This window comes from Myxococcus qinghaiensis (genome assembly GCF_024198215.1).
Lineage (GTDB): Bacteria > Myxococcota > Myxococcia > Myxococcales > Myxococcaceae > Myxococcus > Myxococcus qinghaiensis.
Window position 1 is genome coordinate 410,103 of the sequence record NZ_JAKCFA010000008.1, and the last position, 26,998, is coordinate 437,100.

Genomic DNA, 26,998 nt, shown 5'->3' on the forward strand with positions numbered 1-26,998 from the left:
CGACGCCCGCGCGGAGGCGGGGCGAAAGCGAACGACTCGGGACAATCATGCACGTGCGGAATCACCGACCCACCCCTCCCTCTCCGCGCCCACCGGAGCGGAAGTTGGGAGGGATGCAGCTCTGGAGGATGAGGTCCGGCACCGATGCCAACGGCACGCCCTGGTCCGTCGCGCGCAGCTCCAACGCCGCGCGCGGCATTCCATAGACGACGGACGTCGCCTCGTCCTGGGAGAAGGTGACGCCCCCGGCGTTGCGGATGGCCAAGAGGCCCCGCGCGCCGTCCTCGCCCATGCCGGTGAGCACCACGCCGCCGCTGCGCCGGCCGAATGCGGAGGCCAGCGACGACAGCAGCACGTCACCATTGGGACACGGTCCGCCCCGGCTGCGCTGCATGCGCGCGAGGCCCGCGGAGTCCACCAGCAAATCCTGCCCGTCCTGCGGGAAGTACACCCGGCCCGGCTCCAGCCGCTCGCCGTCGCGCGCCACGTCCACCGTCAGCGGCGTCACCTGCGACAGCCAGCGCACCATGCCCTGGGTGAAGCCCACGGTGATGTGCTGGGCGACGAGGATGGGTACCGGCAAGTCCCGGGGCAGCTTGGACAAGAGCTCCGCCAGCGCGGGCGGACCTCCCGTGGAGGCCACCACGCCGAAGACGTCCACCCGCGCGCCGATGGGCGGCGGCGTCACCGAGCCGGTGCGCTGGCGGCGGGAGATGACGGGCACCTCCGCCATGAGGCACACCGAGTGGGCCAGCTCCCGGCCCCACCGGCGCAGCTCCTCCACGTTGGTGACGTTGGGCTTGCCGATGAGCTCCAGCGCTCCGGCGCTCATCGCTTGAAAGCCCAGGTCCACGCCGCGCTGCTCCGCCACGGCGCTCACCACAATCACCCGCGCGGGGGACTGGGACATGATGGCCGCGATGGCCGCCGGCCCGTCCAGGCCCGGCAGCAGCAGGTCCATGGTGATGACATCCGGACGGAGCAGTCGCGCGAGCTGCACCGCGCGGTTGCCGTCCCCTGCCCGACCGACGACCTCGATGCGCGAGTCCTCGGTGAGCAGGGCCGTCAGCGTATTGGCCATGGTGGGCGAGTCGTCCACCACCAGCACGCGAATGGTGCGCCGGGTGTTCATGCGCGCGCTCCCCTGCGACTCATCACGTCGAGCACCTCGGCGAGCAGCCGACCCGCGGCACACTCGCGCTTGCTGAGATAGCCATCCGCGCCCGCCGCCATGCCCCGCTCCCTCGCGGCGGCACTGTCATGCGCGGAGACGAGGATGACGGGCAACGACGACGTCTCCTTCTTCTCGCGCAGGCGGGCGATGAGCTGCGTTCCGTCCATCTCCTCCATGTCCAGGTCGCAGATGACGACGTCGTACGTGTCCGTCGCCAACCGGTCCAGCGCGCGTGCGCCGCTGGCCGCCAGGTGCACGCTGAAGCCACCCGCCTCCAGCATGGCCCGGTGCAGCGCTCGCGCGGTGAGCGAGTCGTCCACCACCAGCGCCCGGCGCTGCGCCGTCACGGTGGCCTGCCCCGTCTCCGTCACCAGCCAGTCCGGCCGGCAGATGAGCAACAGCTCTCCCCGGCTCAGCGTCGCCGCGCCCTGCCACGCGGGCACGTCCCGCACCTCGGACGGCAGCGGGCGGATGACCAGGTCCTTGTCTCCCACCACCGCGTCCACGCCCAGCGCCACGCGCTTGCCACCGCTCTGGACGATGAGCAGCGGCTGGCCTTCCGCCGGAGGCGCCAGGGCCCTCAGGCCCAGCCGCGCGCCCAGGTCCACCACCGGCAACAACTGGCCCTGGTATTCCAGGTGCGCCTTGCGCTTGCCGATGCGCAGCGAGTCCGCGCGCGCCAGCTGCGTGGCCTCCACCGCCAGCATCGGCAGGCCGACCAACTGCTCCAGCGCGCGCACCACCAGCACTGGCGAGCTGCCCAGGTCCACCGGCAGCGTCATCACGAAGCGCGTGCCCTGGCCCGGAGTGCTGTTCACCTCGATGCGGCCCTGCAGCGCCTCCACCGACGCGCGCACCGCGTCCAGGCCCACGCCGCGGCCGGACGTGTCCGTCACGTCGCTGCGGGTGCTGAAGCCCGGGCGGAAGATGAGGTCCCTCACCTGGTTCTCGTTGAGCCGCTCCGCCTCGTCGGAGGTGACGACGCCGCGCGACTCGGCCACCTTGCGCACGCGCAGCACATCGATGCCCGCGCCGTCGTCCGAGCACTCCAGGAAGAGCAGGTTGCCCTGTTGCTCGATTCGCAGCGTGAGCGCGCCCTCGTGGTGCTTGCCCGCCTTCTCGCGCTGGGACGGCAGCTCCAGGCCGTGGTCCACCGCGTTGCGCAGCAGGTGCACCAGCGCCCCCTGCAGCTTCTCCAACAGGCGCCTGTCCAGCGACAGCTCCGAGCCCACCACCGACAGCCGGGCCTCCTTGCCCAGCTGACGCGACAAATCCCGCACCATGCGCTGGAGCGGGTCCAGAATCGTGCGCACCGGGCGCGTGGTGATGGCCTTCAGGCCCTCCTCCAGCGCGTCGACGATGTCGCTCGTCTCCTCGCCGTCGGTGCGCAAGAGGCGCGACGTGCCCGCCAGCAGCGTGCGGGCCTCGGCCGTCTCCGCCAGGAGGCCCTGCTTGGCCAGCACCGTCACCACGCGGTCCAGCTCGCGGCCCCGCTCCTCCACGCGCAGGCGGACCTCGCGCAGCCGCTCCACCTCGCGCATCAGCGACGTCACCTGCCGCACGCTGACGCGCCAGCCCGTGTCCGCCGACTCCGGCTGCGCGTCCTGGCTCAGCGCCGACGCGGACTCCACCAGCGCGCTCTCCTCGGGCGTCGCCAACGGCGCGGCCTCGGAGGGTGAGGTCGAGGGAGCCTGCCCCGACAGCGGCGCCCCCACCGTCTCCGGCGCGGGCCCCTCCGCCACGAGCTGCGCCAGGGCGGCGGCCGGGTCCGGCAGCGCGTCACCCCGCCCGTCCGCGTGGGCCTGGGCGCGCAGCATGAAGAGGTCCAGGCCGTGCAGCAGCACGTCCACCACGGACCGGGGCATCTTGCGCGAGCTGGCCTTCAGCGGCGCGAGCGCGTCCTCCAGCTTGTGGGCGATGTCGCCCAAATCCTGCAGGCCCAGGCTGGAGGCACTGCCCTTGAGGGTGTGCAGGTGCCGGCCCAGCCGGACGTAGACCTTGGCGAGCGCCGTCGAATCCAGGCCGTCGCGCTCCAGCTCCAGCAGGTCCATGGTGACCTTCTGGATGACCTCCTGGGCCTCCACGGCGAAGCCCGTGACGAGCCCCTGCAGCATCGGGTCAACGGGCATTGCGTCCTCCCGTCGAGCGCGGGTTGAACAGGCGCTTGAGGTCGATGAGGTGGATGAGCTGGCGGTCCTGGGTGAAGACCTCCATCACCGGCCCCTCGGCGCGCACGCGCGCGGCCTCCACCACGCTCGCGGGCAGGGTGGTGGGGCGGGGAATGGCCTCGCAGTCCAGCGCGCACAGCTCGCCGTCTCCCCGGTCCACCACCAGCAACACGGCGGGGTCCTGCCGCCAGCCGTGGCCGCCCAGCATGGACGCGAGGCTGAGCGCGGAGAGCACCTGGCCCTGGAAGCGCAAGACGCCGACGACATGGGGCGCCGACAGGGGCACCGGCGTCACCATGCGCAAAGGCAGCGCCGCGCGGAGCATCTCCAGGGAGAGCGCGTAGCGCTCCTCACCGAGCGGGAACTCGGCAATCCAGTGCACCGCCTCCTCGACAGTGGTCTCCGCCTGCTCCCGGAGCCGTGACGCGCGCCGCTCCAGCAGCTCCGCCGCCTCCTGCTCCTGAGCCTCCTCCATGTTCCGAGGAAGGATTTTCATTCGAGCGCCCCCAGGTTGAGGTAGGCGTCAGCGGACGCCTGATAGAACCGCGCCGGAAGGGCTTCAGGCCCGTCCACGAGCTGGTCCGGTGGAAGGCGCTCGGCGCGCACCCGCAGGGCTCGCATCAGCGGCATCGCCGCCTCACGCGCCCCGGAGCGCTCGCGCAACAGCGCCAGCTCCAACAGTCCCGGCAGATAGTCCGGCGCCTGTCGCACCAGCGACTCCAGCACCGCCGACGCACCGTCCACGTCACCCTCCTCGATTCGCTCCAGCGCCGTCAGGTGCAGCCGCGCCGGCGGGGGCGGCGGCGTCACCTCCACGCGCACCGGCACCGGCGTCACCATGGGGCGGCGGATGAGCGGCTTGGGCGGCGCCTCTCGCTCCACGAAGCGCGGCACCGGCGTGGGCGCGGTGCCCTCTCCCGGCCCCAGCAGCCGGAACGTCTGCAGCTCCGGCGTGCCCTCGCGAACCATGCCCGCGGGCACCCGGTCCGCCTCCACCGCTCCCAAGAAGAGCAGCCCGCCGGGATTGAGCGCCCGGGCCAGCAGGGCGATGGCCGCTTCCCGCGCGGCCACGGAGAAGTAGGTGAGCACGTTGCGGCAGAAGATGAAGTCGAAGCGGCCCAGCCTGTCCGGCAGCGGCGCCAGGAGGTTGGACTGCGCGAAGGAGGTGATGCGCCGGATGACGGGCAGGATGACGACCTGACGGTCCACGCCGTCCATGTAGAGCGGGAAGAGCCGGGGCGCCGACTCGCGCCGGGACCAGGTGCCGTAGGTGGCGCGCCGCGCCGTCTCCAGGCTGGCCTCGTGCAGGTCCGTGCCCACCACCTCCACCGGGAAGCCGTGGGGCACCGAGGCATGCAGCGCCGCGGCCAGCGAGTACGCCTCTTCTCCCGTGGCGCAGCCCGCGCTCCAGCCCCGCAGCGACAGCACGCCCCGGCGCAGGGCCGCGGGCACGCCGACTTGGGAGAGGTAGCGGAAATGCTCGGGCTGGCGGAAGAAGTACGTCTCCCCCACCAGCGCCGCGCGCACCAGCGTGCCGGACAAAGGCGACTGGGGAAACAGCAGTTCCCCCAACAGGTCCGCCGAGGAGCGGCCCCGCGCCAGCTCTCCACGCACGACGCGCTCCATCGCCTCGTTGGCGATGGCGTCGTCGCGGAAGCCGGTGATGGATGACACCACCTCCCGCGCTCGGGTCAGCAGACGCGGGTCGAGCTCTGCGCTCATGCGCTCCGTCCAGCCTCCGCGGCCTCGACCATCCGGGGCAGCTCACGCAGCAGTCCGCGCGCGACGAACACCCGGGGGTCCAGGATGGGCAGCAGGTGGCCGCCCGAGCGCAGCATGCCGATGAGGCCCTCGCGCAGCGGGCCGTGGTCCGTGCCACCCACGCGCTCGCGCCGGTCGATGTCCGCCGCCGCGTACTCCTCCGGGTCCTTCACCGTGTCCACCGCGAGCGCCAGCGCCACCCCGTCCACCTGGATGACCACCAGCATCCGCTCCACGCGAGGCAGCGAGTGCTCCACGCTCAGCCGCCGCGCCACGTCCAGCACGCACAGCGCCTCGCCCCGCACCTCCACGTATTCGCGCAGGTACGAGGGCGCCGTGGGCAGCGGCCGCGTCGCCGGGTGCAGCAGCACCTCCCGCACCGAGTCCAGCGGCACCGCGAACTCCAGCGTGCCCACCGTCACCCGCAACACCAGCAGGGAGCCCGTGCGCGCGCGACGCCGGGAGTTGGCCAGCGCCTCACCCACCGCGTGCAGCAGCTCGTCCGCGCGGAAGGGCTTGGCCAGGAACGTCTCCGCCCCCAGCCCGATGCACGCCTCCGCGCGCGACTTCTCCGAGGAGATGATGATGACCGGGATGTCCACCGTGGCGGAGTCGGACTTCATCCGCTGGAGGACCTCGTCGCCGTCCATCTCCGGCATGGACAAATCCAACAACACCGCGGCGGGCTTGAGGCGGGTGACCTTCTCCAGCGCCTCGCGGCCATTGCTCGCCGTGTGGATGGTGTAGTGCCCGGAGAGGATGGCGCGCTCGAGCGCCAGGATGGCGTCGCTGTCGTCGACGAGCAGCAGGGACGGCAGGCTCACGGCATCAGGCCTTGGACAGGAACTGACGGACGGTCTCCGTCAGCTCGTGGTGGGACACCGGCTTCTGGATGAAGGCGTTGGCGCCCGCCTCCGTGCCGCGCTGGCGCAGGTCCACGCTCTTCTCCGCCGTCAGCAGGAGGATGGGCACGTCGCGAAGCTGCTTGTTGCGGCTGGCCCGCACCTCCTTGACGAAGGTGATGCCATCCATCCCCGGCATGTTGATGTCCGCGATGACCAGATTCACGGGGACGAGATTGAGGATCTTCAATGCCCGAGTGGCATCGTCCGCCTCCAGCGCCTCCACTCGGAGGTTCATGAGGTAGATTTTGACGATGTTCCGAACGGTCGGGCTGTCGTCCACCAGCAAGACCTTGGTGCTGTTGGTGCTCACGGTGCCACGGCTCCTGCGCAAAGGCTCGCCCACGCGGCGGGACACCCTCACGAAACGTTGGAGACTCTACCGTGAGGGCTCACACGGTAGATAGCGGGGGGGACCGCCCGCCGTGACAGCAGGCGGGCAGGTGTCGGATGACCTCGGGGTTTGCCTCCTCCGGCCTACTCGCTCGGCGGCTTCGAGGCGGCGGGCTCCGCCCCTTCGTCCGCCTTGAGGTCCACGGGCGGTGCGCCAATGGCGTGATAGCCACCGTCCACGTGGATCATTTCGCCCGTGGTGGAGGGCAACCAGTCGGACAGCAGGGCGCAGGCGGTCTTGGACACCATGTCGTGGCTGTCCTTGGAGTTCCAGCCCAGGGGGGCCTGCTTGCCCCAGCCCTGCTCCAGCGCCTTGAAGCCCGGAATCCCCTTGGCGGCCATGGTGGCCAGCGGACCCGCGGCCAGGATGTTCACCCGGATGCCCTTGGGGCCCAAATCCCGAGCCAGGTAGCGCGCGGTGGACTCCAGCGCCGCCTTGCACACCCCCATCCAGTCATAGATGGGCCACGCCACGTTCTGGTTGTCGAAGTCCAGCGCGACGATGGAGCCGCCCGGGGGCATCAGCGGCATGCACGCCACGGCGAGCTCCTTGAGGGAGAACGCGGAGATGCGGAACGCCGTCTGGACACTCTCCCAGGGCGTGTTGAGGAAGTTGCCGCCCAGGGCGTCGTCCGGGGCATAGCCGATGCTGTGCAGCACCCCGTCCACCCGGCCCCAGCGCTGCTTGAGCGACTCCGTGAGCGCCGTGAAGTGGGCGGGGTTCGTCACGTCCAGCTCCAGCACCTCGGTCCCCGGCTTGAGGCGCTTGGCGCTCCGCTCGGTGAGGGACTTGGCCCGGCCAAAGCCGGTGAGGACGATTTCCGCGCCCTGCGCGAGCGCGTGCTCGGCGATGCCGAAGGCGAGGGACTGGGGAGTCAGGACCCCGGTGATGAGCAGCTTCTTGCCCTGGAGCAGCATGTTCGGCGGCCTCGTGGGGAGAGGAAGGGGTGGGGAGCGCGCTGTCTAGCACTCCTTTCGCCCGGAACGGGAGGAAGCGGGATTCCGGACCTTGAGAATTCCAGGGCTGAAGTTGTGCTCAACAGGGGCATCAATCCTCCTGCTCCCCTGGCCGCGCCAGGACCCCTGGGGTGCCACCGAGGCTCAACAAAGATGCCGCGAAAAACCCCCAACGGGGCGGCCTTCCAGTAAAAGACGACACCGCCATGGCGAACTTCCAGGACACGTTCCTTTCCGGCGCCAACATCGACTTCATCGAGGGGCTCTACGCCCGCTATCTCGAGGACCCCACCAGCGTGGATGCAAGCTGGCGCGAGGTCTTCGAGCGAAACGATGGCGCCGGCCGTCCCATCTTCAACACGAAGCTGCTGGAGGCCCCCACGCCCGCCGCACCCGCGGGCAAGGCCAATGGCAAGGCTCCTAACATCGCCGCCCAGACGCCCGCGCCGGCCGCCGCCGCTGTCCCGCCCGCGAGCACCGCGCAGGCCCAGGCGCTGGAGCTGCAGTCGAAGGTGGACCAGGCGCTGTTCGCCTTCCGCCTGCGCGGCCACCTGCGCGCGAGCCTGGATCCGCTGGGTCGCCCGCGCCCCGCGCTGGAGCACGTGGCGGACGTGGGCATGGTGGACGACAGCCACTTCTCCGCGCGCGAGCGTGAGCAGGAGGTGGAGAGCAGCAACACCTTCCCGCAGCAGCGCGTGAAGCTTGGCGACCTCCTGTCGCGCCTGCACAAGACGTACACCGGCAGCATCGGCGTGGAGGTGATGCAGATCCTCGACAGCCAGCGCCGCCGCTGGCTGATGCAGCGGATGGAGCACAGCGAGAACCGCACGGACTTCTCCGTGGAGGACCAGCGCCACCTGCTCACCAAGCTCTCCTACGCGGAGGGCTTCGAGAACTTCCTCCACACCAAGTACGTGGGCGCCAAGCGCTTCAGCCTGGACGGTGGAGAGGCGCTCATCCCGATGCTGGATGCCATCGCCGAGGTCGGCGCCGGCATGGGCCTGAAGGAAGTCGTCATCGGCATGGCCCACCGCGGCCGCCTCAACGTGCTGACGAACATCCTGGGCAAGCAGCCCAGCCAGATCTTCAGCGAGTTCGACGGCCCCAAGGACCCCAAGGCGTACCTGGGCCGCGGCGACGTGAAGTACCACATGGGCTTCTCGTCGGACCACACCACGCGCCAGGGCAAGAACGTGCACCTGTCGCTGGCCTTCAATCCCAGCCACCTGGAGGCCGTCAATCCGGTGGTGGAGGGCCGCGTGCGCGCCAAGCAGGAGCGCGGCGGGGACACCGAGCGCGTGGGCGTGATGCCCCTGCTCATCCACGGCGACGCGGCCTTCATGGGCCAGGGCGTCGTCGCGGAGACGCTCAACCTGTCGGGCCTCAAGGGCTACGCCACCGGCGGCACCATCCACGTCGTCATCAACAACCAGGTCGGCTTCACCACCGACCCGCATGACTCCCGCTCCTCCATCTACGCGACGGCCATCGCCCAGATGCTGGACATCCCCATCTTCCATGTGAATGGAGATGACCCGGAGGCGTGCGTCCACGTGGCGCGACTGGCGGCGGAGTACCGGCAGACGTTCCACAGCGACGTGGTCATCGACCTCATCTGCTACCGGCGCTACGGCCACAACGAGGGTGACGACCCGTCCTTCACCCAGCCGGCGATGTACGACCTCATCCGCAAGCACCCGACGGTGCGCACGCTCTACGCGAAGACGCTGGCGGAGCAGGGGCGGATTTCGGCGGAGGACTCGGAGGCCATCAAGCAGCGCTGCCTCCAGGAGTTCGACGCGGCGCTCGTCCGCGCGCGCCAGGAGAGCCAGTTCAAGGAGCCCAGCGCGCTGGAGGGTCTGTGGAAGCCCTACCAGGGCGGCTCGGTGAAGAACGTGCCCCAGGTCGCCACCAGCGTGGACAAGGCGAAGCTGCGCGACGCGCTCCAGCGGCTGTGCACGGTGCCGGAAGGCTTCCACGTCCACCGCGACGTGGAGCGCACCGTCATCAAGAAGCGCCTGGGCATGCTGGACAGCGAGGAGCTGCAGTGGAGCGAGGGCGAGACGCTCGCCTACGCCACCCTGCTCGCGGACGGCCACCCGGTGCGCCTGTCCGGACAGGACTGCGAGCGCGGCACGTTCAGCCACCGCCACGCGGTGCTGCACGACGTGCAGACGGGCGAGGAGTACACGCCGCTCAAGCAGTTCTCCACGGGCCGCGCCAGCTTCCAGGTCGTCAACAGCGCCCTGTCGGAGATGGGCGTGCTGGGCTTCGAGTACGGCTACAGCCTGGACGTGCCGGACGGCCTCACCATCTGGGAGGCCCAGTTCGGTGACTTCGCCAACGGCGCTCAAATCATCATCGACCAGTTCATCGCGGCGGCGGAGAGCAAGTGGCGCCGGCTCAGCGGCATCACCCTGCTGCTCCCGCACAGCTACGAGGGCCAGGGCCCCGAGCACTCCAGCGCGCGTCTGGAGCGCTTCCTCGACTTGTCCGCCGAGGACAACATCCAGGTCTGCTACCCCACCACGCCCGCGCAGATCTTCCACCTCCTGCGCCGTCAGGTGTTGCGCCCCGTGCGCAAGCCCCTGGTCATCATGTCGCCCAAGAGCCTGCTGCGCCGCCCGGAGGCGACCAGCAAGCTGGAGGAGCTGGCCACGGGTGGGTTCCAGGAGGTCATCCTGGACAAGGTCGCCCCCGAGGGCGTGACGCGGCTGCTGCTGTGCAGCGGCAAGGTCTACTACGACCTGGTGAAGGCGCGGGACGAGCGCAAGGACGACAGCATCGCCATCGTCCGGCTGGAGCAGCTCTATCCGTTCCCCTTCGACGAGCTGGCCAACCTGGTGGGCAAGCTGCCGAAGCTCGCGGAGGTGTACTGGGTGCAGGAGGAGCCCCGGAACGCCGGCGCGTGGCACTACATGTTCCCGCGACTGCACGACCTGGCGTCGTCGCGCTCGCAGCAGCAGGTGAAGTTGGGCTACATCGGCCGCGCGGAGGCCGCCAGCCCCGCCACCGGCTTCCCCAAGACTCACGAAATCGAGCAGCAGCTCATCATCGAGGAAGCCATCTTCCGAGGGACCAAGAATGGCCGTTGAACTGAAAGTGCCCCCGCTGGGCGAGTCCATCACCGAAGCGGTCGTCGGCAAGTGGAACAAGAAGCAGGGTGACGCGGTGTCCGCGGACGAGCCGCTCGTCGTCCTGGAGACCGACAAGGTCACCATCGACGTGCCCTCGCCCTCGGCCGGCTCCCTGGCCAGCGTCGCCTTCAAGGAGGGTGACAAGGTGCGCGTGGGTGACGTGCTCGGCCTCATCGAGGCCGGTGCCGGCGCTCCCGCCGCGGCCCCTGCTCCCGCCGCCGCGCCCGCCCCGGCCCCCGTCGCCGCCGCTCCCGCCGATGCTGGCGCCGACGCGCGGATGACGCCCACCGCCCGGAAGATGGCGGAGGAGAACAAGCTGGACGTCACCCAGCTCAAGGGCAGCGGCACCGCCGGCCGCATCACCAAGGAGGACGTGCTCGGTCAGCTCAACCGCCCGGCCGCGCCTTCCCAGCCCGCCGCCCCCGCCCAGCCCTCGGGCCCCCGCCCCAACGCCGCCCGCGAGGAGCGCGTCCGCATGACGCCCCTGCGCAAGCGCGTGGCGGAGCGCCTCATCCAGGCCCAGTCCAACGCCGCCCTGCTCACCACCTTCAACGAGGTGGACATGGGCGAGGTGATGGCGCTGCGCAAGAAGTACAACGAGAAGTTCCAGGCGAAGCACGGCGTGAAGCTGGGCTTCATGAGCTTCTTCGTCCGCGCGTCGATTGAGGCCCTCAAGGCCTTCCCGCAGGTCAACGCGGAGATTGACGGCGAAGACGTCATCTTCAAGCACTACTACGACATCGGCGTGGCGGTGAGCGGCAGCCGCGGCCTCGTCGTCCCCGTGCTGCGCAACGCGGACAAGCTGTCTTTGGCGGAGCTGGAGAAGGGCGTCGCGGACCTGGGCACCCGGGCTCGCAATGACAAGCTGGGCCTGTCCGACCTCCAGGGCGGCACCTTCACCATCACCAACGGCGGCATCTTCGGTTCCATGCTGTCCACGCCCATCATCAACCCGCCGCAGACGGGCATCCTGGGCATGCACAACATCGTGGACCGCGCCGTCGTCCGCGACGGGCAGATTGTCATCCGCCCCATCATGTATGTCGCACTCACCTACGACCACCGGCTCATCGATGGCCGCGAGGCCGTCCAGTTCCTCGTGCGCGTGAAGGAGTGCATCGAGGACCCGGAGCGCCTTCTCCTCGACGTCTGAGTTGTCGTTGACGCGCCGCGCCGCGACTTACCAGGGAGGCCCGAGCTCAGTGCAACTCGGGCATTCCAGGCCGCTGGCTGGACTTCCAGGCGGGCGTTTCACTACAACTGGACATTGTCTCCCGGTCGTCGGGGGGCGGGAAGAACGGGCGGCTCTCATCACGTCGCCCCGCGAGACTGAAGGAAGTGCAATGGCAACCGGTACCGTGAAGTGGTTCAACGACGCGAAGGGCTTCGGCTTCATCACCCAGGACGGCGGGGGTGAGGACGTGTTCTGCCACCACACCGCCATCAACATGGATGGCTTCCGCACCCTCGCCGAGGGTCAGAAGGTGGAGTTCGAAGTGACGCGCGGCCCCAAGGGCCTGCAGGCGCAGAACGTTCGCGCGGGCTGAAACGTCGTCGCAAGTCCTGGCCCTTCCGCGCGGAGGGCCGATGAACGGAGGCCCGCCCCTGGAGTTGAGGGAACCGGGCCTCTTGCTTTTGCGGGGTATGGACAGGCCCCAGGCGCGAACGCCCGGAGCCCGCAATCACATCACAGGTTCTTCTTGAAGTGGTCCATGACGCGCTCCCACTGGCGCTCCTTCACCAGCGGGTCCGGCACCATGTGCGTCAGGCCGCTGAGCGGCAGCAGCTCATGGGGCTTGCCGGCGCGGAAGAGCGCATCGCTGAGCTTGAGCGTGTGGAAGAAGTACACGTTGTCATCCGCGGTGCCGTGGATGAGCAGCAGCTTGCCAATGGGCTTGTCCGTCTTGGCGTAGGTGAGCAGCGAGCTCTTCTCGTACGCCTCCGGGTGCTCCTGGGGCAGGCCCAGGTAGCGCTCGGTGTAGTGGGTGTCGTAGTCGAGCCAGTCCACCACCGGGGCGCCGGCCACCGCGGCCTTGAAGACGTCCGGGCGCTTGAGGGCGGCGAGCGCGGCCATGTAGCCGCCGAAGCTCCAGCCTTCGATGCCCACGCGGTTGATGTCGATTTCCGGCAGCTCCTTGGCCAGCTCCTGGATGGCGGCGGCCTGGTCCTCAATGGTGATGGTGGCGAAGTCGTACTTCACCTCGCGCTCCCAGGCGGAGCCGCGCAGCGGGGTGCCGCGCCCGTCGAACTTCACGACGACAAAGCCGTGGTCCGCCATCCACTGCGGCATCAGGTGCGCCGCCATGCTGTGGTGGACGACGGTGGTGGTGGGGCCGCCGTACACCTCGACGATGACGGGCAGCTTCTTGCCCGGCTTGAAGTCACGCGGGCGGGTGATGGAGGCCCAAAAGCGCTTGGGGCCCACCTGCCGCACCTCGGTGTTCGGGATGAAGGGCGGCTCCTGCGCCACCTCGGGCAGCTCGCCCACCTTCGTCCCATCCGCGCGCAGCACCTGGGTGCGGTTCATGGTCTTCAGGCTGGAGCCGTTGACGACGAGCACGTTGCCGTCGCGTGAGGCGGAGCCGCCTTCGACGCCGTCCTTGTTGCCCGTCACGCGCTCGGGGGCGCCGCCCGCCTTCACGCGCCACAGGGCGCTCTGCGTGGGGTTGGGGCCGCCGTTGAAGTAGAGGGTGCGGTCCTTCTGGACGAAGCGGGACAGGTTGCGGAAGCCCGCGTCCGGCTTCACCACGCTGCGCTCCAGCGAGCCGTCCGCCTTGCGCTGCTCGATTTCGGGGCCGCCGTTGCGCTCGGTGTACCAGAGGAAGCCGCTGCCATCCTCCAGCCACAGCGGGAAGTCCTGCTCCAGGTTGAGCCAGGCGGAATCCTTCTCCACCAGCAGCTCGCGCGTCTTGCCCGTGGCGGGGTCCACCGCGAGCAGCTGCTGCTCGGTCTGCACCCGGTTCTGCACCAGGATGGTGAGCGGGGCGCCCTTGGGCCACGTCACGGTGGCCAGGTACGGGTACCTGGCCGAATCCCACTGGACCCACGTCGTCTTGCCGCCGGTGACGGGGGTGACGCCCAGGCGCACCTTGGCGTTGGGCTTGCCGGGGCGCGGGTACGCGAAGATTTCGCCGCCGCGCTCGGGGTGCATCACGTCGACGATGGTGAGCTTCTCCACCTCGGCGGTGTCGGACTCGGTGTAGGCCACCGACTTCGCGTCCGGGCTCCACCAGTAACCGGAGAAGCGGCTCATCTCCTCCTGGGCGACGAACTCGGCCACGCCGTGCGTCTTCTCGTCGGTGCCGCCCTTGGTGACTCGCTGCTCCTTGTTGGCGGCGATGTCGATTCGGTAGACGTCATTGTCCCGGACGTAGGCCACCTGCTTGCCGTCCAGGGAGAAGCGCGGGTCCAGCACGCCGGGGCCCGTCTTCAGCTCCGTCACCTTGCCGCTGGCGCGCTCCACCACGTAGAGGCGGCCGGACAGGGGGATGAGCAGTCGCGTGCCGTCATCGGAGATCTGGTACGAGGTGAAGCCTCGGGCGCTGACGCGCATGCGCTCGCGGCGGGCCTTCTCCTCGGGGGTGAGCGTCTCGTCGGAGCCCTTGAGAATCGCCTCGGGGGTGAGGACCTCCTTCGTCTGGCCGGACTCCACGTCGAACGCGTAGAGCGTCTGCACGTTGGAGGTGGCCTGGGTGCGAAGGAAGAGGACCTGCTTCTCGTCCGGGGTGACGCGGACGCCCACCGGGCGGCCACTCGAGAAGTTGCGAGTCTCCGCGAGCTGTCGCAGGAAGGTGTCTTGCTTTCGCTCCGTCTGGGACATGGGTAGGGGCTTCATCTCCTGGGCGAGTGCTGACGTGCTCACGAAGAGGAGCGCGGCGGTGAGTACCTGGCGCATGGGTCGTCGAAATCCCGCCGGTGGCGGGGCTCCTTTCACGGAAAGGTGCGGGGAAGCCTACACTCGGCCGCCGCGCAAGCTGAGCAAACCCACAACGGACGTGAGGATTCCCGAGGGATGGAGACTGAAGACGACGCCCTGCGGCACCTGAGGCTGGCGGGCATCATCCGGCTGGGGCTGGGCGGCGGGCGAGGGCCCACGGACGCCTATGTCTTCGACCCCCATCGGCTGGCCCTCCCCTCGTGGGCGTGTGCCCTCGAAGAGTCAGGCGCCCCTGCCCTCCTGGTGACGCTCGACAGGCACCTGGACGTGGTGGTGCCCCGAGAGCCCGGGAAGGTGCCGGACCGCTCGGCCGGGCTGCGCGCGCTGGACGAGCACGCCCGCTGGTCGCTGGACGTGCGCAACTACGACCACATCCTCGCGGCGATGGAGGCCGGGCTGGTGGGAGACGCCCTGCTGGTGGCCAGGACGCGGCCCCGGGGCTCCTTCGCGGGCGACACCTATGTGGACACGAGGGGCCGCCCGCACCGGCTGGTGGCGGTGCCCACCGTGGACCGGGCGTCCGAGGCGTGGAACCACCCCGCGCCCGGTGACGCGGTGCGAGAGGTGCTGGAGCGCGCGGAGCGGGTGTTGCTCGACGTCGACCTGGACTGCTTCACGTCCTTGAGCGACGCGGACCCGACGACGGTGCTGCCGTGGCCTCGCGCCATCATCCGTGAGTTCCTCCTGCCGGAGGGCTCCGAGGACTTCTGGGACGCGGTGCTGAAGCGCACGGTGGCGCTGACGCTCGCGCGAGAGCCACATCACTGCGGCGGGTTGCTCGCGTCGGGGGAGCTGTTCCGCGACGCGGCGGAGGTGCTGTTCCGCGAGCTGCTGCGCGTCGAGCCGCCGTGAGTCGCCGTGCCTACAGCGGCGAATCGAGGAAGCTCGGCCGCAGGTCCGTCACCTGTCCACCAGCGAGGGAGAAGCGACTGCCGATGGGAGGACGGTCCCCGTTGAGCACGTAGCCGAAGTCGAGCCGGAAGGGCACGACGTTGAACTGGGGGAACAACACGCGCAGGCCCACGCCCACCGACGTCACCATGTCCGGCCTGTCGTTGAACGCGCTGCCCGAATCCAGGAAGAGCACCCCGCCCACGTGCACCGTTTTGATGACGACGGGCGCGGTGCGGTACTCCACGTTTACCAGCAGCATCCGCTTGCCGGAGTACTCATCCGCAGGTGCGCCTCGAAGCCCGTTGCCACCACCCAGCAGCGTGATTCGGTCGAACAGGTCGTCGATATTCACATCCAGCAGGCCCCGCGCGACGAAGCGTCCGCCCAGAATCTTGGGCGACACCTGTGCCAGCTCCGCGGCCCAGTGGCGGTTGTTCCACGTCGCCCCCTCACCGAGCTGCCGGCGGATGGCGCCCGAGGCCGACACGGTGGTGAGCGCCTCGCCCCAACGCAGCCGGTAGCGCGCCGCGAGCCCCGCCTCCGTGAAGTGGTTGTCGTCCCCGAATACGGGAGGCGCGTAGCGCACCGTCGCGGAGACCCAGTGCCCCATCTGGTAGTCCTCCGAGAGGACATACGAGTCCACGTCGCGCAGCACCTCGTACCGGGCCTCGAACGCGCGCAGGGACAGCGACGCATAGCCCGCGTCCTCCGCGCGCGGCAGGTAGTTGCGACGGAACCAGTCGGCCTGTCCCTCCGTCAGCATCGACGAGGACGGTGGCGTGTAACCGTAGTGGTACGCGCCCAGCGAGCCGCTCACGTTCCACTTGTAGCGCAGGCCATACGAGCGCGTGTACGAGGCCGCGCCGGCGACCTCCTCCGTCCGGTACACGTACGGCACCGTCGGACCATCGGGATACGGCAGCTGCCAGATCTCCGCGCCCCGATAGATGCGATTGGTCTCCACGTTCCACGCGACGGACGTGCTCACGCTCCACGGCGTGGACAGCGAATACAGCGGACGGCTGACGGAGAAACTTCCGCGCGAGCCTTCGGCCTTGCCACTCTCGCGGCCGATGATGAGGGCGATGGACTCGCTCAGGGACCAGCGACTGCCGAGCACGCGTGGGTCGGTGTAGCTCTGGCCGAAGCTCAGCGTGTCCAGGCGCAGCGTGAAGTCGAGCGCCAGCTTCTTGCCCCGCCCCAGGAAGTTCTGCTCCGTGCCCTGGAGCCGCAGGTACTGCAGCAGCGAGCCCACCGCGGAGAAGTCGCTGTTGAGGCGCAGCGACCAGATGTCCTTGGTGACGACGAGCAGCGCCACCGTCCCGGGCACCTTCCCCTTCACCGGGACGATGCGCACCACGGAGAACAAGCGCAGGCTCCGCAGGTTGCGCGCCGTCTCGTCCGCGAGCCGCGTGGAGTACGGCTGTCCCGGTGGCAGCAACACCTCGCGCCGGACGACCTCCTCGCGGGTGCGGATGTGGAACATGTTGAGGAAGTTCGGATACGGGTCGCTCTCCGCGACCACCTCCTCGGTGTCGACGAGGACTTCGGCCAGCGGCAGGCCCTCGGGAGAGGGCTCCATCTGACGGCCATGTCGAATCAGGGCCTCGACGATGAGGGCTTCCTCGTAGTTCTCCTGGGAGAGGCCCGGAGGACGCGACGGCGCGGGCTCCACCGCTGTCCCCGCTGGCGCCTTCTCGCCTTCCTCCGTCGCACGAGTCTCCTGCTGAGCCGGAGATGCGACGACGGGAGCCGGCGTCTCGGCGACGGGCTCCGCCTGGAGCGAGGTCAGGGTGAGCGGAACGACGATGAGGACGAGCAGCGGGAGCGCCACGCCGCCATCCTGGCATGCGCGGACTTCCTTGCGAGCATCTTCATCGCGGGGCCCCCTGGATTGCGGAGCGAAATGCCGACTGCCATCCTCGCCGGATGGATGCGAATGCCCGCGAGTACCGCGCGATTCAAGCGTTCTACGGACAGCGCCGCGCTCGACGTTCCAGCGTGCCCTACCTTCACCACATCGACGAAGGGCTGTGGGTCCTCCGGGCCCTGGGCGCGAGTGAACACGCCCAACGCGCGTACTGTCTGCACCCACTGGTGCAAGAGGATGACGCGCGAGCCGCCGCCTGGGCCCAGGCGCTCACCACCGGGGCGGACCTCTCCCTTCCACCTGTCGACGGTGTGAGCGACGACCCGCGCGTCCTCGCGCTCGCGCTGGACTACCGGGAGACGGCCAATGCCGCACTGTCCCATCGACCCGACCTGAAAGGGCCCGGCGACATCGCACTCAGCGCGGAGCCCGAGGTCAACGACATGCTCCGCGCCGACAAGGTCCAGAACTACAAGGACTTCCTCCTCCATCACCGGGGAACCCATCCCCGGTCCGCCGAGTTGGAGCGCTATTTCCAGGCATGGCTCGCACGACTCGGGGTGTCTCCGGAGCAGTTCGCGGTCTGGCATGACGCGCTCGAACACGTCCTCGGAGTGCCCCGTTCCTAAGAACCGCAGGCGCTGCGCGCCTGACGAGCGTCGATTGCCGCCCCGTCCGACTTCAAGCGCGAATCGACGCCACCCGTCACGCCGGAGCGCGGCGAAGCGCGCGTGAACATCCAGAACAGCAGGGCCACGGCGGAGATGGCCGCCCCCTGGAGGACCACTCCCCTCCAGCCCGCGTGCGCGAAGACGAGCGTCGAGGTGATGGAGCCCGCACCACTGCCCATGGAATAGAAGACCATGTAGCCGGCCACCAGCCGACTGCGCGCCTCCGGGCGCACGGCGTAGAGCTCGCTCTGATTCGTGACGTGCAGGGCCTGGATGGCGAGGTCCAGGGCGACGATGCCCACGCCCAGCGCCCACAGGGACTCCCGCGCCAGCAGGACAGGCCACCACGAGAGCAGCAGGACGACGAGTCCAAGACTGGTGGTCCAGTTCCCCCAGCCCCGGTCCGCCAGCCGTCCCGCCCGTGACGCCGCCAGCGCACCCGCCACTCCCGCGAGGCCGAACAGGCCCACCTGCGAATGCGAGAGCGAGAACGGAGGCGCCCCGAGCAGCAACACCATCGGCGTCCACAAGGTGCTGAACGCGGCGAACATCAGCAACGCGAGCACCGCTCGCACCCGAAGGACCCGCTCCTCCACGAACAGCGTGAACACCGAGCGCAGCAACGCCAGATAGGACAGGTGCTTCGTCGCGCGCTCGCGCGGCAGGACGCGGGCCAGCGCGACGACGACCACAAGCGTCACCCCCGCCGAGACCAGGTAGACGGAACGCCAGCCCGCGAGGTCCGACAGGAGACCCGCCACGGTGCGCGCCATGAGGATGCCAATCACCACCCCGCTCGTCACGCCTCCGACGACGCGTCCTCGCTCGGCTGGAGCGGCGAGCGTCGCCGCGAAGGCCACCAGCACCTGGATGACGACCGCGAGCAGACCGACCACCGCCAGGCCCGTGAGCAACACCGCCCCCGTGGGCGCGAGCCCCACGACGACGAGCGCCACCACGGACAGGGACATCTGCACCGCGACGAGCCGGCGACGCTCCACCAGGTCCCCCAGCGGAACCACCAGCAACAACCCCAGGCCGTACCCCACCTGGGTGACGGTCACCACGACGCCCACCAGCGACGGCCGCAGCCCCAGGTCCCGCGCCATCGAATCCAACAACGGCTGCGCGAAGTAGACGTTGGCTACCGCCAACCCACAGGCCACCGCGAACAACGCCGTCACCGCACGCGACAGCGTGGGCGCGACGTCTTCCGCAGACCCGGCTGCCACCTCCGTCAGTCGCTCGTCTCCCCGCCTGGCGTCGCGCGCCTCCGCCCCACTTCGCATGGACCATCTACTCCAATTTGGTTTCAAAATGAAACCACCCGGAATTAGCGGCGGGGATTTGCTATTTCAACCCAAGCGACAGGAGACCCGCGCTCCACCGCGTCCTTCACGGGGGTGGCCGGGAACGCGAGAGGCGACATGGCGAAGCGCAAGCCCCAGAGCCGGACGGAGTGCCCCGTCGAGCGGTCCGTGGACATCATCGGCGACGAGTGGTCGCTGCTGCTCATCCGCGACGCGTTCGACGGCCTGCGCCGGTTCGGCGAGTTCCAGAAGAACCTGGGCGTGGCGAAGAACATCCTCGCGACCCGCCTGCGTCACCTCGTCGCTCATGGCATCCTGGAGGTCGTTCCCGCGTCTGACGGCAGCGCGTTCCACGACTACGTCCTCACCCCGAAGGGCCGGGACTTGTTCCAGGTGCTCGTCGGACTGAGGCAGTGGGGCGAACACCATTGCTTCCAGCCAAACGAGGCCCGCTCCGTCCTGGTGGACACGGAGCAGGGGCGGCCGGTGCGCGCCATGGAGGTGCGCTCGGAGAGCGGCCGCCCCCTGACGTCGACCGATACCGTCGTGAAGAAGGTCTCCGAGAAGAAGCCTCGCTCGAAGCGGTGAGCCGTGGCGCTCGCGGAGCCACGGCCAGCGACGCGCCCTACTCCGCCGTCAGCGCCTCGATGGTCGGCTCCATCACCACGTCGGCCTTGAGGCTCTGGGCGATGAAGCAGTACTTGTGCGCCTTCACGAACATCTCGCGCACCTTCTCCACGTCCGTGCCGGGTGCCACGCGAATGAGCGGCGCGAGCCTCACCTTGCTCACCCGCTTCACCTTCTCCACCGTGTCCACGAACACCGTCACCTGGTCGTCGTAGGAGCGCACGTCCAGCCGCAGCTTCTTCGCCAGCGCCAGGAACGTGAGCAGGTGACACTGCGCCACCGACGCGCCCAGCAAGTCCTCCGGATTCCAGCGCGCGTCACTGCCGCCGTAGTTCGTGCCCGAGCTGACGAGCAAGTCGGGCTTGCCTTCCGTGCCCGCCACCGCGTCGCGGCTGTACTCGTCAGCGGTTGAACCCTGCCACTTGAGCCGCAGCGGAAACCCTTCCACGTCACACCTCCAGAGTCGCGTGTCCTTGCGGCGCGCAGCATAGGCGCTCGACGTCGGCGGAAGTCTCCTGCCGCGAGGCACTCCCTCCTTCGAGGGAGCCCGACTCACGCTCCGCGCAGGTCCGCGCCCTTCGGCACCGGCAGCTTCTCACCTCGGGCCACCGCCGAGACGATGCGCGCCAGGCGCTCCACGCCGTCCGACAGCGCCGCAGGCCCCGGCTGGAGGATGAGGCTGCTCTTCACTTCATAGAGCTGATCATCCAGCACTGCCTGCACCTGGGACCAGCCCGGCCGCGCGGCAATCTTGTCCCGCTTCGCCTTGCGGCCACACCAGCTGGCGATGACGCCGTCCGGGTTGCGCCGGGCAACCTCCTCCGGCTCGAAGATGCGGCCCTTGGCGCCCTGCGACGCGCGCGACTCGCGGCAGATGTCCTCGCCGCCCACCAGCTCCACCAGCTCCGAGCACCAGCGGATGCCGGAGATGAGCGGCTCGTGCCACTCCTCGAAGAAGATGCGGGGCCGGCGCGGCAGCTTCTGGGCCGCCTCCGCGTGCCGCTCCAGGTTCGCCGTCAGCTCCGCGGCCAGATTCTCCGCCGCCTCCGCGCGCCCCACCAGCGCCCCCGTCACGCGCACCGTCTGCAATATCTCCGCGAGCGAGCGCTGGTTGAACAGGTACACGGGCACGCCGCGCTTGCACAGCTCACGGCCCAGGTCCGCCTGCAGGTCGGAGAACCCCAACACCAGGTCTGGCTTCAGCTCGAGAATCCGCTCGAAGTTCGCGTCCAGGAACGACGACACCCGGGGCTTCTTGCGCGCCTCCGGAGGCCGCACCGTGAAGCCCGACACACCCACCACCAGGTCCCCCGCGCCAATCCGGTAGAGCACCTCCGTCGTCTCCTCCGTCATGCACACCACCCGCCTCGGGTACGGTGGCGCGGAGGAAAGCAACTCGGTCAGGTGGACGCTCATGCAGCCACCCTAACGCGCTCCCGCTCGCTCGGCCGCTCCGATGCGACATCACCGAGCATGTCGATACATCTCGCGGAAAGCGGGTTTCACACTCCCAGTCGCTCACGTTGACGGTCCAACCGTCCCACTTGCCGCACGCGTCGTCTCAACCGATGTCCGGTGCTGGACTTTGGCGCGCCCAGCCGGTTTCTCGGCCTTTGATGCACTGCGCCAACCTGGCAGGTCGCTTGGGGAGTGGACGATTGCGGTGTTAGCATTCCAGCGCATGTTCGACCGGAGCGACGTGTGCCTTCCCGGTCGGTGGGGGCAGACATGATCGAAAGCAACGCCCCGACGAATGGCGCCCCACCCGACAACATGGTGGACCCGCTTCTTGGGCGGGTCCTCAACGAGCGCTTCCGTATCCTGGAGACCCTGGGAGCCGGTGGCATGGGCCGCGTGTACAAGGCCATGCAGGCGCCGTTGGACCGGCTCGTCGCGCTGAAGGTCCTCAACCCCCACTACAACGACGAGGGCAAGGACCCGGGCTTCCAGAAGCGCTTCTTCCTGGAGGCCAGCGTCACCGCGAAGCTGCGCCACCCCAACACCGTCACCGTCATCGACTACGGCAAGACGGACGACGGCATCTATTACATCGCGATGGAGTACCTGGACGGGCTCACGCTCGGCCAGCTGCTCACCCAGGTGGGCCCGATTCCGTGGGCGCGCGCGCTCAACATCACGCAGCAGATCGCCCGCTCGCTGCGCGAGGCCCACAAGGTCGGCCTCATCCACCGCGACCTCAAGCCCGCCAACGTCATGGTCCTCAACCAGGAGACGGACCACGACATCGTCAAGGTGCTCGACTTCGGCCTGGTGAAGTCCTTCATCGGCGAAGCCGACGTGCAGCAGGACACGTCGCTCACGCAGGCGGGCATCATCCTCGGCTCGCCGCAGTACATGGCGCCGGAGCAGGCGCGCAACATCGCCGACCCGCGCAGCGACGTGTACAGCATGGGCGTGGTGCTCTATCAGATGCTGATGGGCCAGCCGCCCTTCTTCGCCGCGCAGAGCATCGACGTCATCGTCAAGCACATCAACGAGCCGCCCCCCGCCTTCGGCGCCATCTGGCCCGGCCACACCGTGCCCGCCGAAGTGGAAGCGCTGGTGATGAAGTGCATGGCGAAGCTCCCCGTCGAGCGCTACCAGTCCATGGACGAGGTGCTGGAGGCCATGCGCCGCGTGGCGCACGCGGTGGGCGTCAGCGGCGTCTTCAGCGGCCCCCGTCTCACGGGCGTCGGCAGCGGCCCGCGCAGTGGCCCCATCAGCGCGCCCGGCTCCGGCCCCAGCACCATGGCGCTGGACATCGCCGTCGAGGAGCAGCCGCCCGAGAAGCCCGCCAGGAGCATGCTGCCCCTGGCCATCTTCGGCGGCTCGCTGCTCCTGGGCGGCGCCGTGGCGCTGGCCTTCGCGCTGCGCCCGTCCACGCCGATGCCCAAGCCCCTGGCCTCGCCTCCCATCACCGCGACCGCGCCGGCCAACCCGACCCAGGCCCCGGCAGTCCCCCCGCAGCCCGCCGCCGCGAACACCCCGGCCGCGGCCGCCGCGGGCTCCGCGGATGACGAGCTGGCGCTGGCGCCGCTGGTGGCTGGCAACGGCCCGATGGTGCGCTTTGAGATCGCCAGCGAGCCCAGCGGCGCGCGCGTGCGCTACCGGGGCAAGGACCATGGCGCCACGCCGCTGAACCTCAAGGTGCCCCTGGACGATGATGGCAGCGCCCGCGCGGAGCTGACCTTCACCCTGGACGGCTACCAGCCCGTCACCGTCGTCGCCGTGGGCTCCGGCGCGAAGCAGGCCGTCACCCAAAAGCTCAAGAAGAAGTCGAGTTCTCCCCGTCCCCCGCGGGCCCCTGACTCGAACGACAAATTCAAGGACAACCCGTACTAGTGAGACACTACAAAGCCCTTCAACGAGTGGGCCTGCTCGCGCTGTGTCTGTGCGCGACGCAGGTCCTGGCGGACGCACGTCTCGAAGCGCGTCGCCACTTCCGCAACGGCATGAGCCTCATCGGCAAGAAGGAGTACGACGAGGGCATCGCCGAGCTGGAGCAGGCCTACGCCATCAAGCCGCACCCCAACGTCCTCTACAACATCGCCCGCGCGTACCAGGACGCGGGCCGGACGGCGGAGGCGCTCGACACGTACAAGCGCTACGTCGCCAGCAGCCCGGCGGACGCGCCCTCCGTCGAAGCCACCATCGCCGCGCTGGAGGAGAAGCAGCGCGCGAGCCAGGCCACCGCGGAGTCGCCGGACAACTCCGCGCTGCCCATGCCGCCCCCGCCCGCCAGCATCCAGTCGCAGCAGCAGCTGGGCGCGCTCCTGGAGCGGCTGGAGAAGGCGATTGAGCGCGCGGAGTCCATGCCCACGACGGGCACGGGCACCGCGACGCCGTCCACCTATGTGCCCTCCGTGCTGCCCGGCGTCGCGGAGACCGCGAACGGCGACGATGGCGCGGTGCCCTACGAGGAGCGCGTGGTGACGGCGAGCCGCCGCGCCCAGTCCTCGCTGGAGGCGCCCAACGCCACGACGGTCATCACCGCCGAGGACATCCGCCTGTCGGGCGCCACCAGCCTGCCGGAGCTCTTGCGCCGGGTGCCGGGCGCGGACGTCATGTCGCTGGGCATCGGCAGCGCCAACGTGTCGCTGCGCGGCTTCAACCAGCGCATCGCCAACAAGGTGCTCGTGCTGGTGGACGGCCGCACCGAGTACCAGGACTTCCTCGGCCTGACGCTCTGGTCCACCATCCCCATCGGCCTGGACGAAATCGAGCGCATCGAGGTCATCCGCGGCCCGGGCAGCGCGCTGTACGGCGCCAACGCCATGTTGGGCGTCATCAACATCATCACCCAGGCCCCGGGCTCGGGCCCGCGAGCGCGCTTCAACGTCATGGCAGGCACCGGCAGCAGCGTGGCGGGCTCGTTCCTCAGCCATGGCAACACGGGCGCGCTGCGCTACCGCACGTCGGTGGCGTACTCGCAGGCGGACAAGTGGAGCCGCGACTACGCCAGCAACCGGCCTGACATCGTGCTCCGAGACCCGGATCCGGACATCGGCATGCGCGGCGCGCGTGGCACGCTGTCCGCCGTGTACAGCTTCGGCGAGGGCAAGCAGGTGGGCCTGTCCGGCGGCGTGCACCGCTACACCACGGAAATCTATCCGCTGGGCCTCCTGCGCAACTACTTCATTGACGGCCTGGGCGCGTACGCCAAGGGCGACGTGGAGCTGGGGCCGCTCAAGCTGAAGACGTTCTGGAACCACATCTCCGGCAACGCAGGGCCCCAGTACGAGCCCATTGGCCAGCGCTCGCTGGGCACCGAAATCAGCTCCAACCTCTTCAACGCGGAGCTGCTCTTCGCGCGCGCCTTCCAGCTGGGCGGCGAGCACCAGCTCAACGTGGGCGTCGAGGGTCGCCTCAAGCGCGTGGGCTGGGACTACCTGGGCCCGCTGCGCGAGGAGATTCACGCCGCGGCCTTCGTGCAGGACGAGTGGCGGCTGGCCGAGCCCCTGCGCCTGGTCGCCAGCTACCGCGTGGACCGGCACCCGCTGTTGGACAACGGAACGCCGGGCCTGGCGCACTCGCCCCGCATCTCCGCGCTGTTCATCCCCATTGAAGGCCACGCGTTCCGCATCAGCGCGGCGTCCGCCTTCCGCGAGCCGACGTTCCTGGAGAGCTACACGCGCCTCTTGGTCCCCGTGCAGGGCGTCAACGGCGCCAGCGCGCTCACCACCGGCAACACCGGGCTGCGCCCCGAGCGCCTCACCGCGTTCGAGCTGGGGTGGCGCGGCGAGTCCGCGGAGCTGGGCATGGACTGGGACCTGGCGCTGTACCAGAACCGGGTGAAGGACCTCATCGGCCTGTCCGCCTTCGAGCGGCTGCCGCCCGGCGAATCGTATGACGGGGCCACGGGCAACTACCTCATCGGCCGCTCGCGCTTCGTCAACGAGGACTCCATCTACACCGCGCGCGGCGTGGAGGCGGGCCTCACCCTGGCCCCCGTGGACGGCCTGGGCGTCAAGGCGAGCGCGGCCTTCCAGAACGTGACGTCGGACCTGGAGGAGAAGGCGGAGTGCGGCCCGTGCAGCCAGGCGCCGCAGCTCAAGCTGTACGGTGGCGTCACCTACCGCACCAAGGCGGACCTGGAGTTCGGCGTGGACGTGGCCTTCACCTCGTCCACCACGTGGATTGAGCGCGAGCCCGCCGCGTCGGACCCCACGCGCATCGAGCTGCTGTCCAACCCGCTGGGCGCCTACGCCGTCATCAACGCCCGCGTCGGCTACGCGGCGGTGAAGAACACGGTGGACGTCGCGCTGGTGGGCAGCCAGCTGGGCTCCGCGCACTCCCAACATCCTTTCGGCAACCGCATCGAGCGGCGCGTCTACGCGACGCTGACGGTGACTCCATGAGCCGCACCCTCTCTTCCTGGAAGCAGTCGCTGGGGGGCGTGCTCGCCGCGTCCCTGCTCGTCGCGGGCTGCGAGTCCCCCACGGTGGTCCCCACCGCGGATGGACGGCAGAACATCCACACCGCGCGCATCGAGGGAAACCTCGTCGTGCAGTCGCGCGCGCGGGGCAACGCGGTGGTGTTCATCTACGACGCGAGCCGGCCCCCTCCGCCGCAGGGCACCGGCCGCCCCATCGCCTTCACCGTCGTCCCGGCCGAGCAGCTCTTCGGCCCCGCGCTCGGCACGGACGCGCCCGGCCCCTTCACCGCGCCGTTCGCGCTGAGCCTCGTGGCCGCGGGGAAGTACACGCTGCGCGGCTTCATCGACGTGGACTCCTGCAGTGCCGGCGTGGTGCCCTGCCATGGCTCCGACTTCAATCCCTGGTACGGCGTCACCAGCGAGCCCAACACGGGTGACGTCGGCGGCGCCGCGGTGGACCCCACCAACGGCGTGCCCCTGACGCTGGAGGTCACCAAGGACGCGGAGGGAAATCCCCTGCCTCTCACCAACGTCACGGTGAGCTTCTCGCAGGCCACCGCGCAGGTGCCGTTGGACCGGCCCGCCTTCCAGGTCACCGTCGTCAACGGCGACCACACCCTCACCGCGGGCGCGCCACCCAAGGTCCTGCGCCTGACGCCACAGAACATCGAGGGCGGCGCGGTGGTCCAGCGCTCCAAGGCGTTCCTCGTCAGCTTCGTGGACGCCAACCGCGACGGCGCCCCGGATGATGCCAACGGCGACGGTGTCCCCGACCTCTGGCCGCGCGTCGTCGTGCGCAAGCTGGCGGACGGCCCCGGACTCCTGGAGGACAACGACCTGGACCGCAACGGCATCCTCGACGGCATCCTCGAAGAGGGTGGCATCGATTACGTGCACGCCGACGGCACTCGCGACGGGCAGCCGGACCTGGTGGTGCTGGGCGCCGCGCTCGTGCCGGACGCGATTGTCGCCGCGCTCAAGGATGAGAACGGCAACCCGCGGACGACGCCCGTGTTCGTGCAGGAGCTGATGGTGGGCGTGCAGGCGATCGCCCTGGATGCCCGGGACCCGGCCGCTCCGGCGCGCCTGGATGGCCTGCCCAAGGGCCGCTACTCGGTGGTGCTGATCCAATCCACCGGGCAGACCTGGCGCGTCCCCAACGAGCTGGCCCCGCCCATCGCCGCGGGCATCGGGCTGACGGGCGTGGAGAGCCAGGCGTTCGTGCTCGAGGTCCTCTGATTGCACGCTCCGTCAAGTGGGGTGTGTGACGCCCCACACTGGAAAAAGGAGAGGAAGGACGGTGCTTTGACTTCGGCATGTCC

At 69.6% G+C, this 26,998-nt stretch carries 21 protein-coding genes; 9 read left to right on the forward strand and 12 right to left on the reverse strand.

The window, feature by feature from the left end:
• Positions 1-61: 61 nt before the first annotated feature.
• The 7 genes from LZ199_RS17710 to fabI all read right to left on the reverse strand — a co-directional run bounded on the left by LZ199_RS17710 (position 62) and on the right by fabI (position 7,316).
• Positions 62-1,132, reverse strand: coding sequence for a chemotaxis protein CheB (locus tag LZ199_RS17710; protein WP_163870090.1), 1,071 nt, complete (start codon positions 1,130-1,132; stop codon positions 62-64).
• Positions 1,129-3,303: a hybrid sensor histidine kinase/response regulator gene (locus tag LZ199_RS17715; RefSeq protein WP_253994883.1), complete on the reverse strand. Its 2,175-nt coding sequence runs from the start codon at positions 3,301-3,303 to the stop codon at positions 1,129-1,131. The genes LZ199_RS17710 and LZ199_RS17715 overlap by 4 nt, the downstream gene beginning before the upstream one ends.
• Positions 3,293-3,838 carry a chemotaxis protein CheW gene (locus LZ199_RS17720; RefSeq protein ID WP_163870088.1) on the reverse strand — a complete coding sequence of 182 codons (546 nt, stop codon included), beginning with the start codon at positions 3,836-3,838 and terminating at the stop codon, positions 3,293-3,295. Before LZ199_RS17720 ends, LZ199_RS17715 begins: the two co-directional genes overlap by 11 nt.
• The gene (locus LZ199_RS17725; RefSeq protein ID WP_253994884.1) at positions 3,835-5,064 is read right to left on the reverse strand and encodes a CheR family methyltransferase; all 1,230 of its coding nucleotides are present in this window, start codon (positions 5,062-5,064) and stop codon (positions 3,835-3,837) included. Before LZ199_RS17725 ends, LZ199_RS17720 begins: the two co-directional genes overlap by 4 nt.
• Positions 5,061-5,927, reverse strand: coding sequence for a response regulator (locus tag LZ199_RS17730; RefSeq protein ID WP_253994885.1), 867 nt, complete (start codon positions 5,925-5,927; stop codon positions 5,061-5,063). The genes LZ199_RS17725 and LZ199_RS17730 overlap by 4 nt, the downstream gene beginning before the upstream one ends.
• 4 nt (positions 5,928-5,931) lie before the next feature.
• A complete protein-coding gene (locus LZ199_RS17735; RefSeq protein WP_163870085.1) occupies positions 5,932-6,318 on the reverse strand; it encodes a response regulator in 387 nt (128 codons plus the stop codon).
• A gap of 164 nt (positions 6,319-6,482) precedes the next feature.
• Complete coding sequence (fabI, locus tag LZ199_RS17740; protein ID WP_253994886.1) at positions 6,483-7,316, reverse strand: enoyl-ACP reductase FabI; 834 nt, start codon at positions 7,314-7,316, stop codon at positions 6,483-6,485.
• A gap of 245 nt (positions 7,317-7,561) precedes the next feature.
• Here fabI and LZ199_RS17745 point away from each other — a divergent pair, with 245 nt between their 5' ends.
• The 3 genes from LZ199_RS17745 to LZ199_RS17755 all read left to right on the forward strand — a co-directional run bounded on the left by LZ199_RS17745 (position 7,562) and on the right by LZ199_RS17755 (position 12,039).
• Complete coding sequence (locus LZ199_RS17745) at positions 7,562-10,450, forward strand: 2-oxoglutarate dehydrogenase E1 component (RefSeq protein WP_253994887.1); 2,889 nt, start codon at positions 7,562-7,564, stop codon at positions 10,448-10,450.
• Positions 10,440-11,645, forward strand: coding sequence for a 2-oxoglutarate dehydrogenase complex dihydrolipoyllysine-residue succinyltransferase (gene odhB, locus LZ199_RS17750; protein WP_253994888.1), 1,206 nt, complete (start codon positions 10,440-10,442; stop codon positions 11,643-11,645). Before LZ199_RS17745 ends, odhB begins: the two co-directional genes overlap by 11 nt.
• A gap of 190 nt (positions 11,646-11,835) precedes the next feature.
• Positions 11,836-12,039 carry a cold-shock protein gene (locus tag LZ199_RS17755; RefSeq protein WP_015352191.1) on the forward strand — a complete coding sequence of 68 codons (204 nt, stop codon included), beginning with the start codon at positions 11,836-11,838 and terminating at the stop codon, positions 12,037-12,039.
• Positions 12,040-12,179: 140 nt separating this feature from the next.
• Here the strand turns inward: LZ199_RS17755 and LZ199_RS17760 are convergent, their stop codons facing one another.
• On the reverse strand, positions 12,180-14,387 hold the full coding sequence (locus LZ199_RS17760; protein WP_253994889.1) for a S9 family peptidase: 2,208 nt from the start codon (positions 14,385-14,387) through the stop codon (positions 12,180-12,182).
• A gap of 117 nt (positions 14,388-14,504) precedes the next feature.
• Between LZ199_RS17760 and LZ199_RS17765 the strand changes: the two genes are divergently transcribed.
• The gene (locus LZ199_RS17765; RefSeq protein ID WP_253994890.1) at positions 14,505-15,281 is read left to right on the forward strand and encodes a UPF0489 family protein; all 777 of its coding nucleotides are present in this window, start codon (positions 14,505-14,507) and stop codon (positions 15,279-15,281) included.
• Positions 15,282-15,291: 10 nt separating this feature from the next.
• Here the strand turns inward: LZ199_RS17765 and LZ199_RS17770 are convergent, their stop codons facing one another.
• On the reverse strand, positions 15,292-17,157 hold the full coding sequence (locus tag LZ199_RS17770; protein WP_253994891.1) for a BamA/TamA family outer membrane protein: 1,866 nt from the start codon (positions 17,155-17,157) through the stop codon (positions 15,292-15,294).
• A gap of 95 nt (positions 17,158-17,252) precedes the next feature.
• Here LZ199_RS17770 and LZ199_RS17775 point away from each other — a divergent pair, with 95 nt between their 5' ends.
• Positions 17,253-17,822 (forward strand): hypothetical protein, encoded by a 570-nt coding sequence (locus LZ199_RS17775; protein WP_253994892.1) that lies wholly within the window; start codon positions 17,253-17,255, stop codon positions 17,820-17,822.
• On the opposite strand, the gene LZ199_RS17780 is transcribed toward LZ199_RS17775, so the two are convergent.
• Positions 17,819-19,153: an MFS transporter gene (locus LZ199_RS17780; protein ID WP_253994893.1), complete on the reverse strand. Its 1,335-nt coding sequence runs from the start codon at positions 19,151-19,153 to the stop codon at positions 17,819-17,821. The genes LZ199_RS17775 and LZ199_RS17780 overlap by 4 nt on opposite strands.
• A 138-nt stretch (positions 19,154-19,291) precedes the next feature.
• Between LZ199_RS17780 and LZ199_RS17785 the strand changes: the two genes are divergently transcribed.
• Positions 19,292-19,762 (forward strand): winged helix-turn-helix transcriptional regulator, encoded by a 471-nt coding sequence (locus LZ199_RS17785; RefSeq protein ID WP_253994894.1) that lies wholly within the window; start codon positions 19,292-19,294, stop codon positions 19,760-19,762.
• A gap of 37 nt (positions 19,763-19,799) precedes the next feature.
• Here the strand turns inward: LZ199_RS17785 and LZ199_RS17790 are convergent, their stop codons facing one another.
• Entirely contained in the window at positions 19,800-20,249 is a 450-nt protein-coding gene (locus tag LZ199_RS17790; RefSeq protein ID WP_253994895.1) for an OsmC family protein, read from the reverse strand.
• A 104-nt stretch (positions 20,250-20,353) separates the two neighbouring features.
• Positions 20,354-21,217, reverse strand: a complete 864-nt coding sequence (locus LZ199_RS17795) for an ABC transporter substrate-binding protein (protein WP_253994896.1) — start codon at positions 21,215-21,217, stop codon at positions 20,354-20,356.
• Positions 21,218-21,529: 312 nt separating this feature from the next.
• Between LZ199_RS17795 and LZ199_RS17800 the strand changes: the two genes are divergently transcribed.
• Genes LZ199_RS17800 through LZ199_RS17810 form a run of 3 tightly spaced genes read left to right on the forward strand, consistent with a single transcriptional unit; the run spans position 21,530 to position 26,915 of the window.
• The gene (locus LZ199_RS17800; RefSeq protein WP_253994897.1) at positions 21,530-23,143 is read left to right on the forward strand and encodes a serine/threonine protein kinase; all 1,614 of its coding nucleotides are present in this window, start codon (positions 21,530-21,532) and stop codon (positions 23,141-23,143) included.
• Entirely contained in the window at positions 23,143-25,659 is a 2,517-nt protein-coding gene (locus LZ199_RS17805; RefSeq protein ID WP_253994898.1) for a TonB-dependent receptor domain-containing protein, read from the forward strand. The genes LZ199_RS17800 and LZ199_RS17805 overlap by 1 nt, the downstream gene beginning before the upstream one ends.
• On the forward strand, positions 25,656-26,915 hold the full coding sequence (locus LZ199_RS17810) for a YgdI/YgdR family lipoprotein (protein WP_253994899.1): 1,260 nt from the start codon (positions 25,656-25,658) through the stop codon (positions 26,913-26,915). Before LZ199_RS17805 ends, LZ199_RS17810 begins: the two co-directional genes overlap by 4 nt.
• The last annotated feature ends 83 nt before the right edge of the window (positions 26,916-26,998 follow it).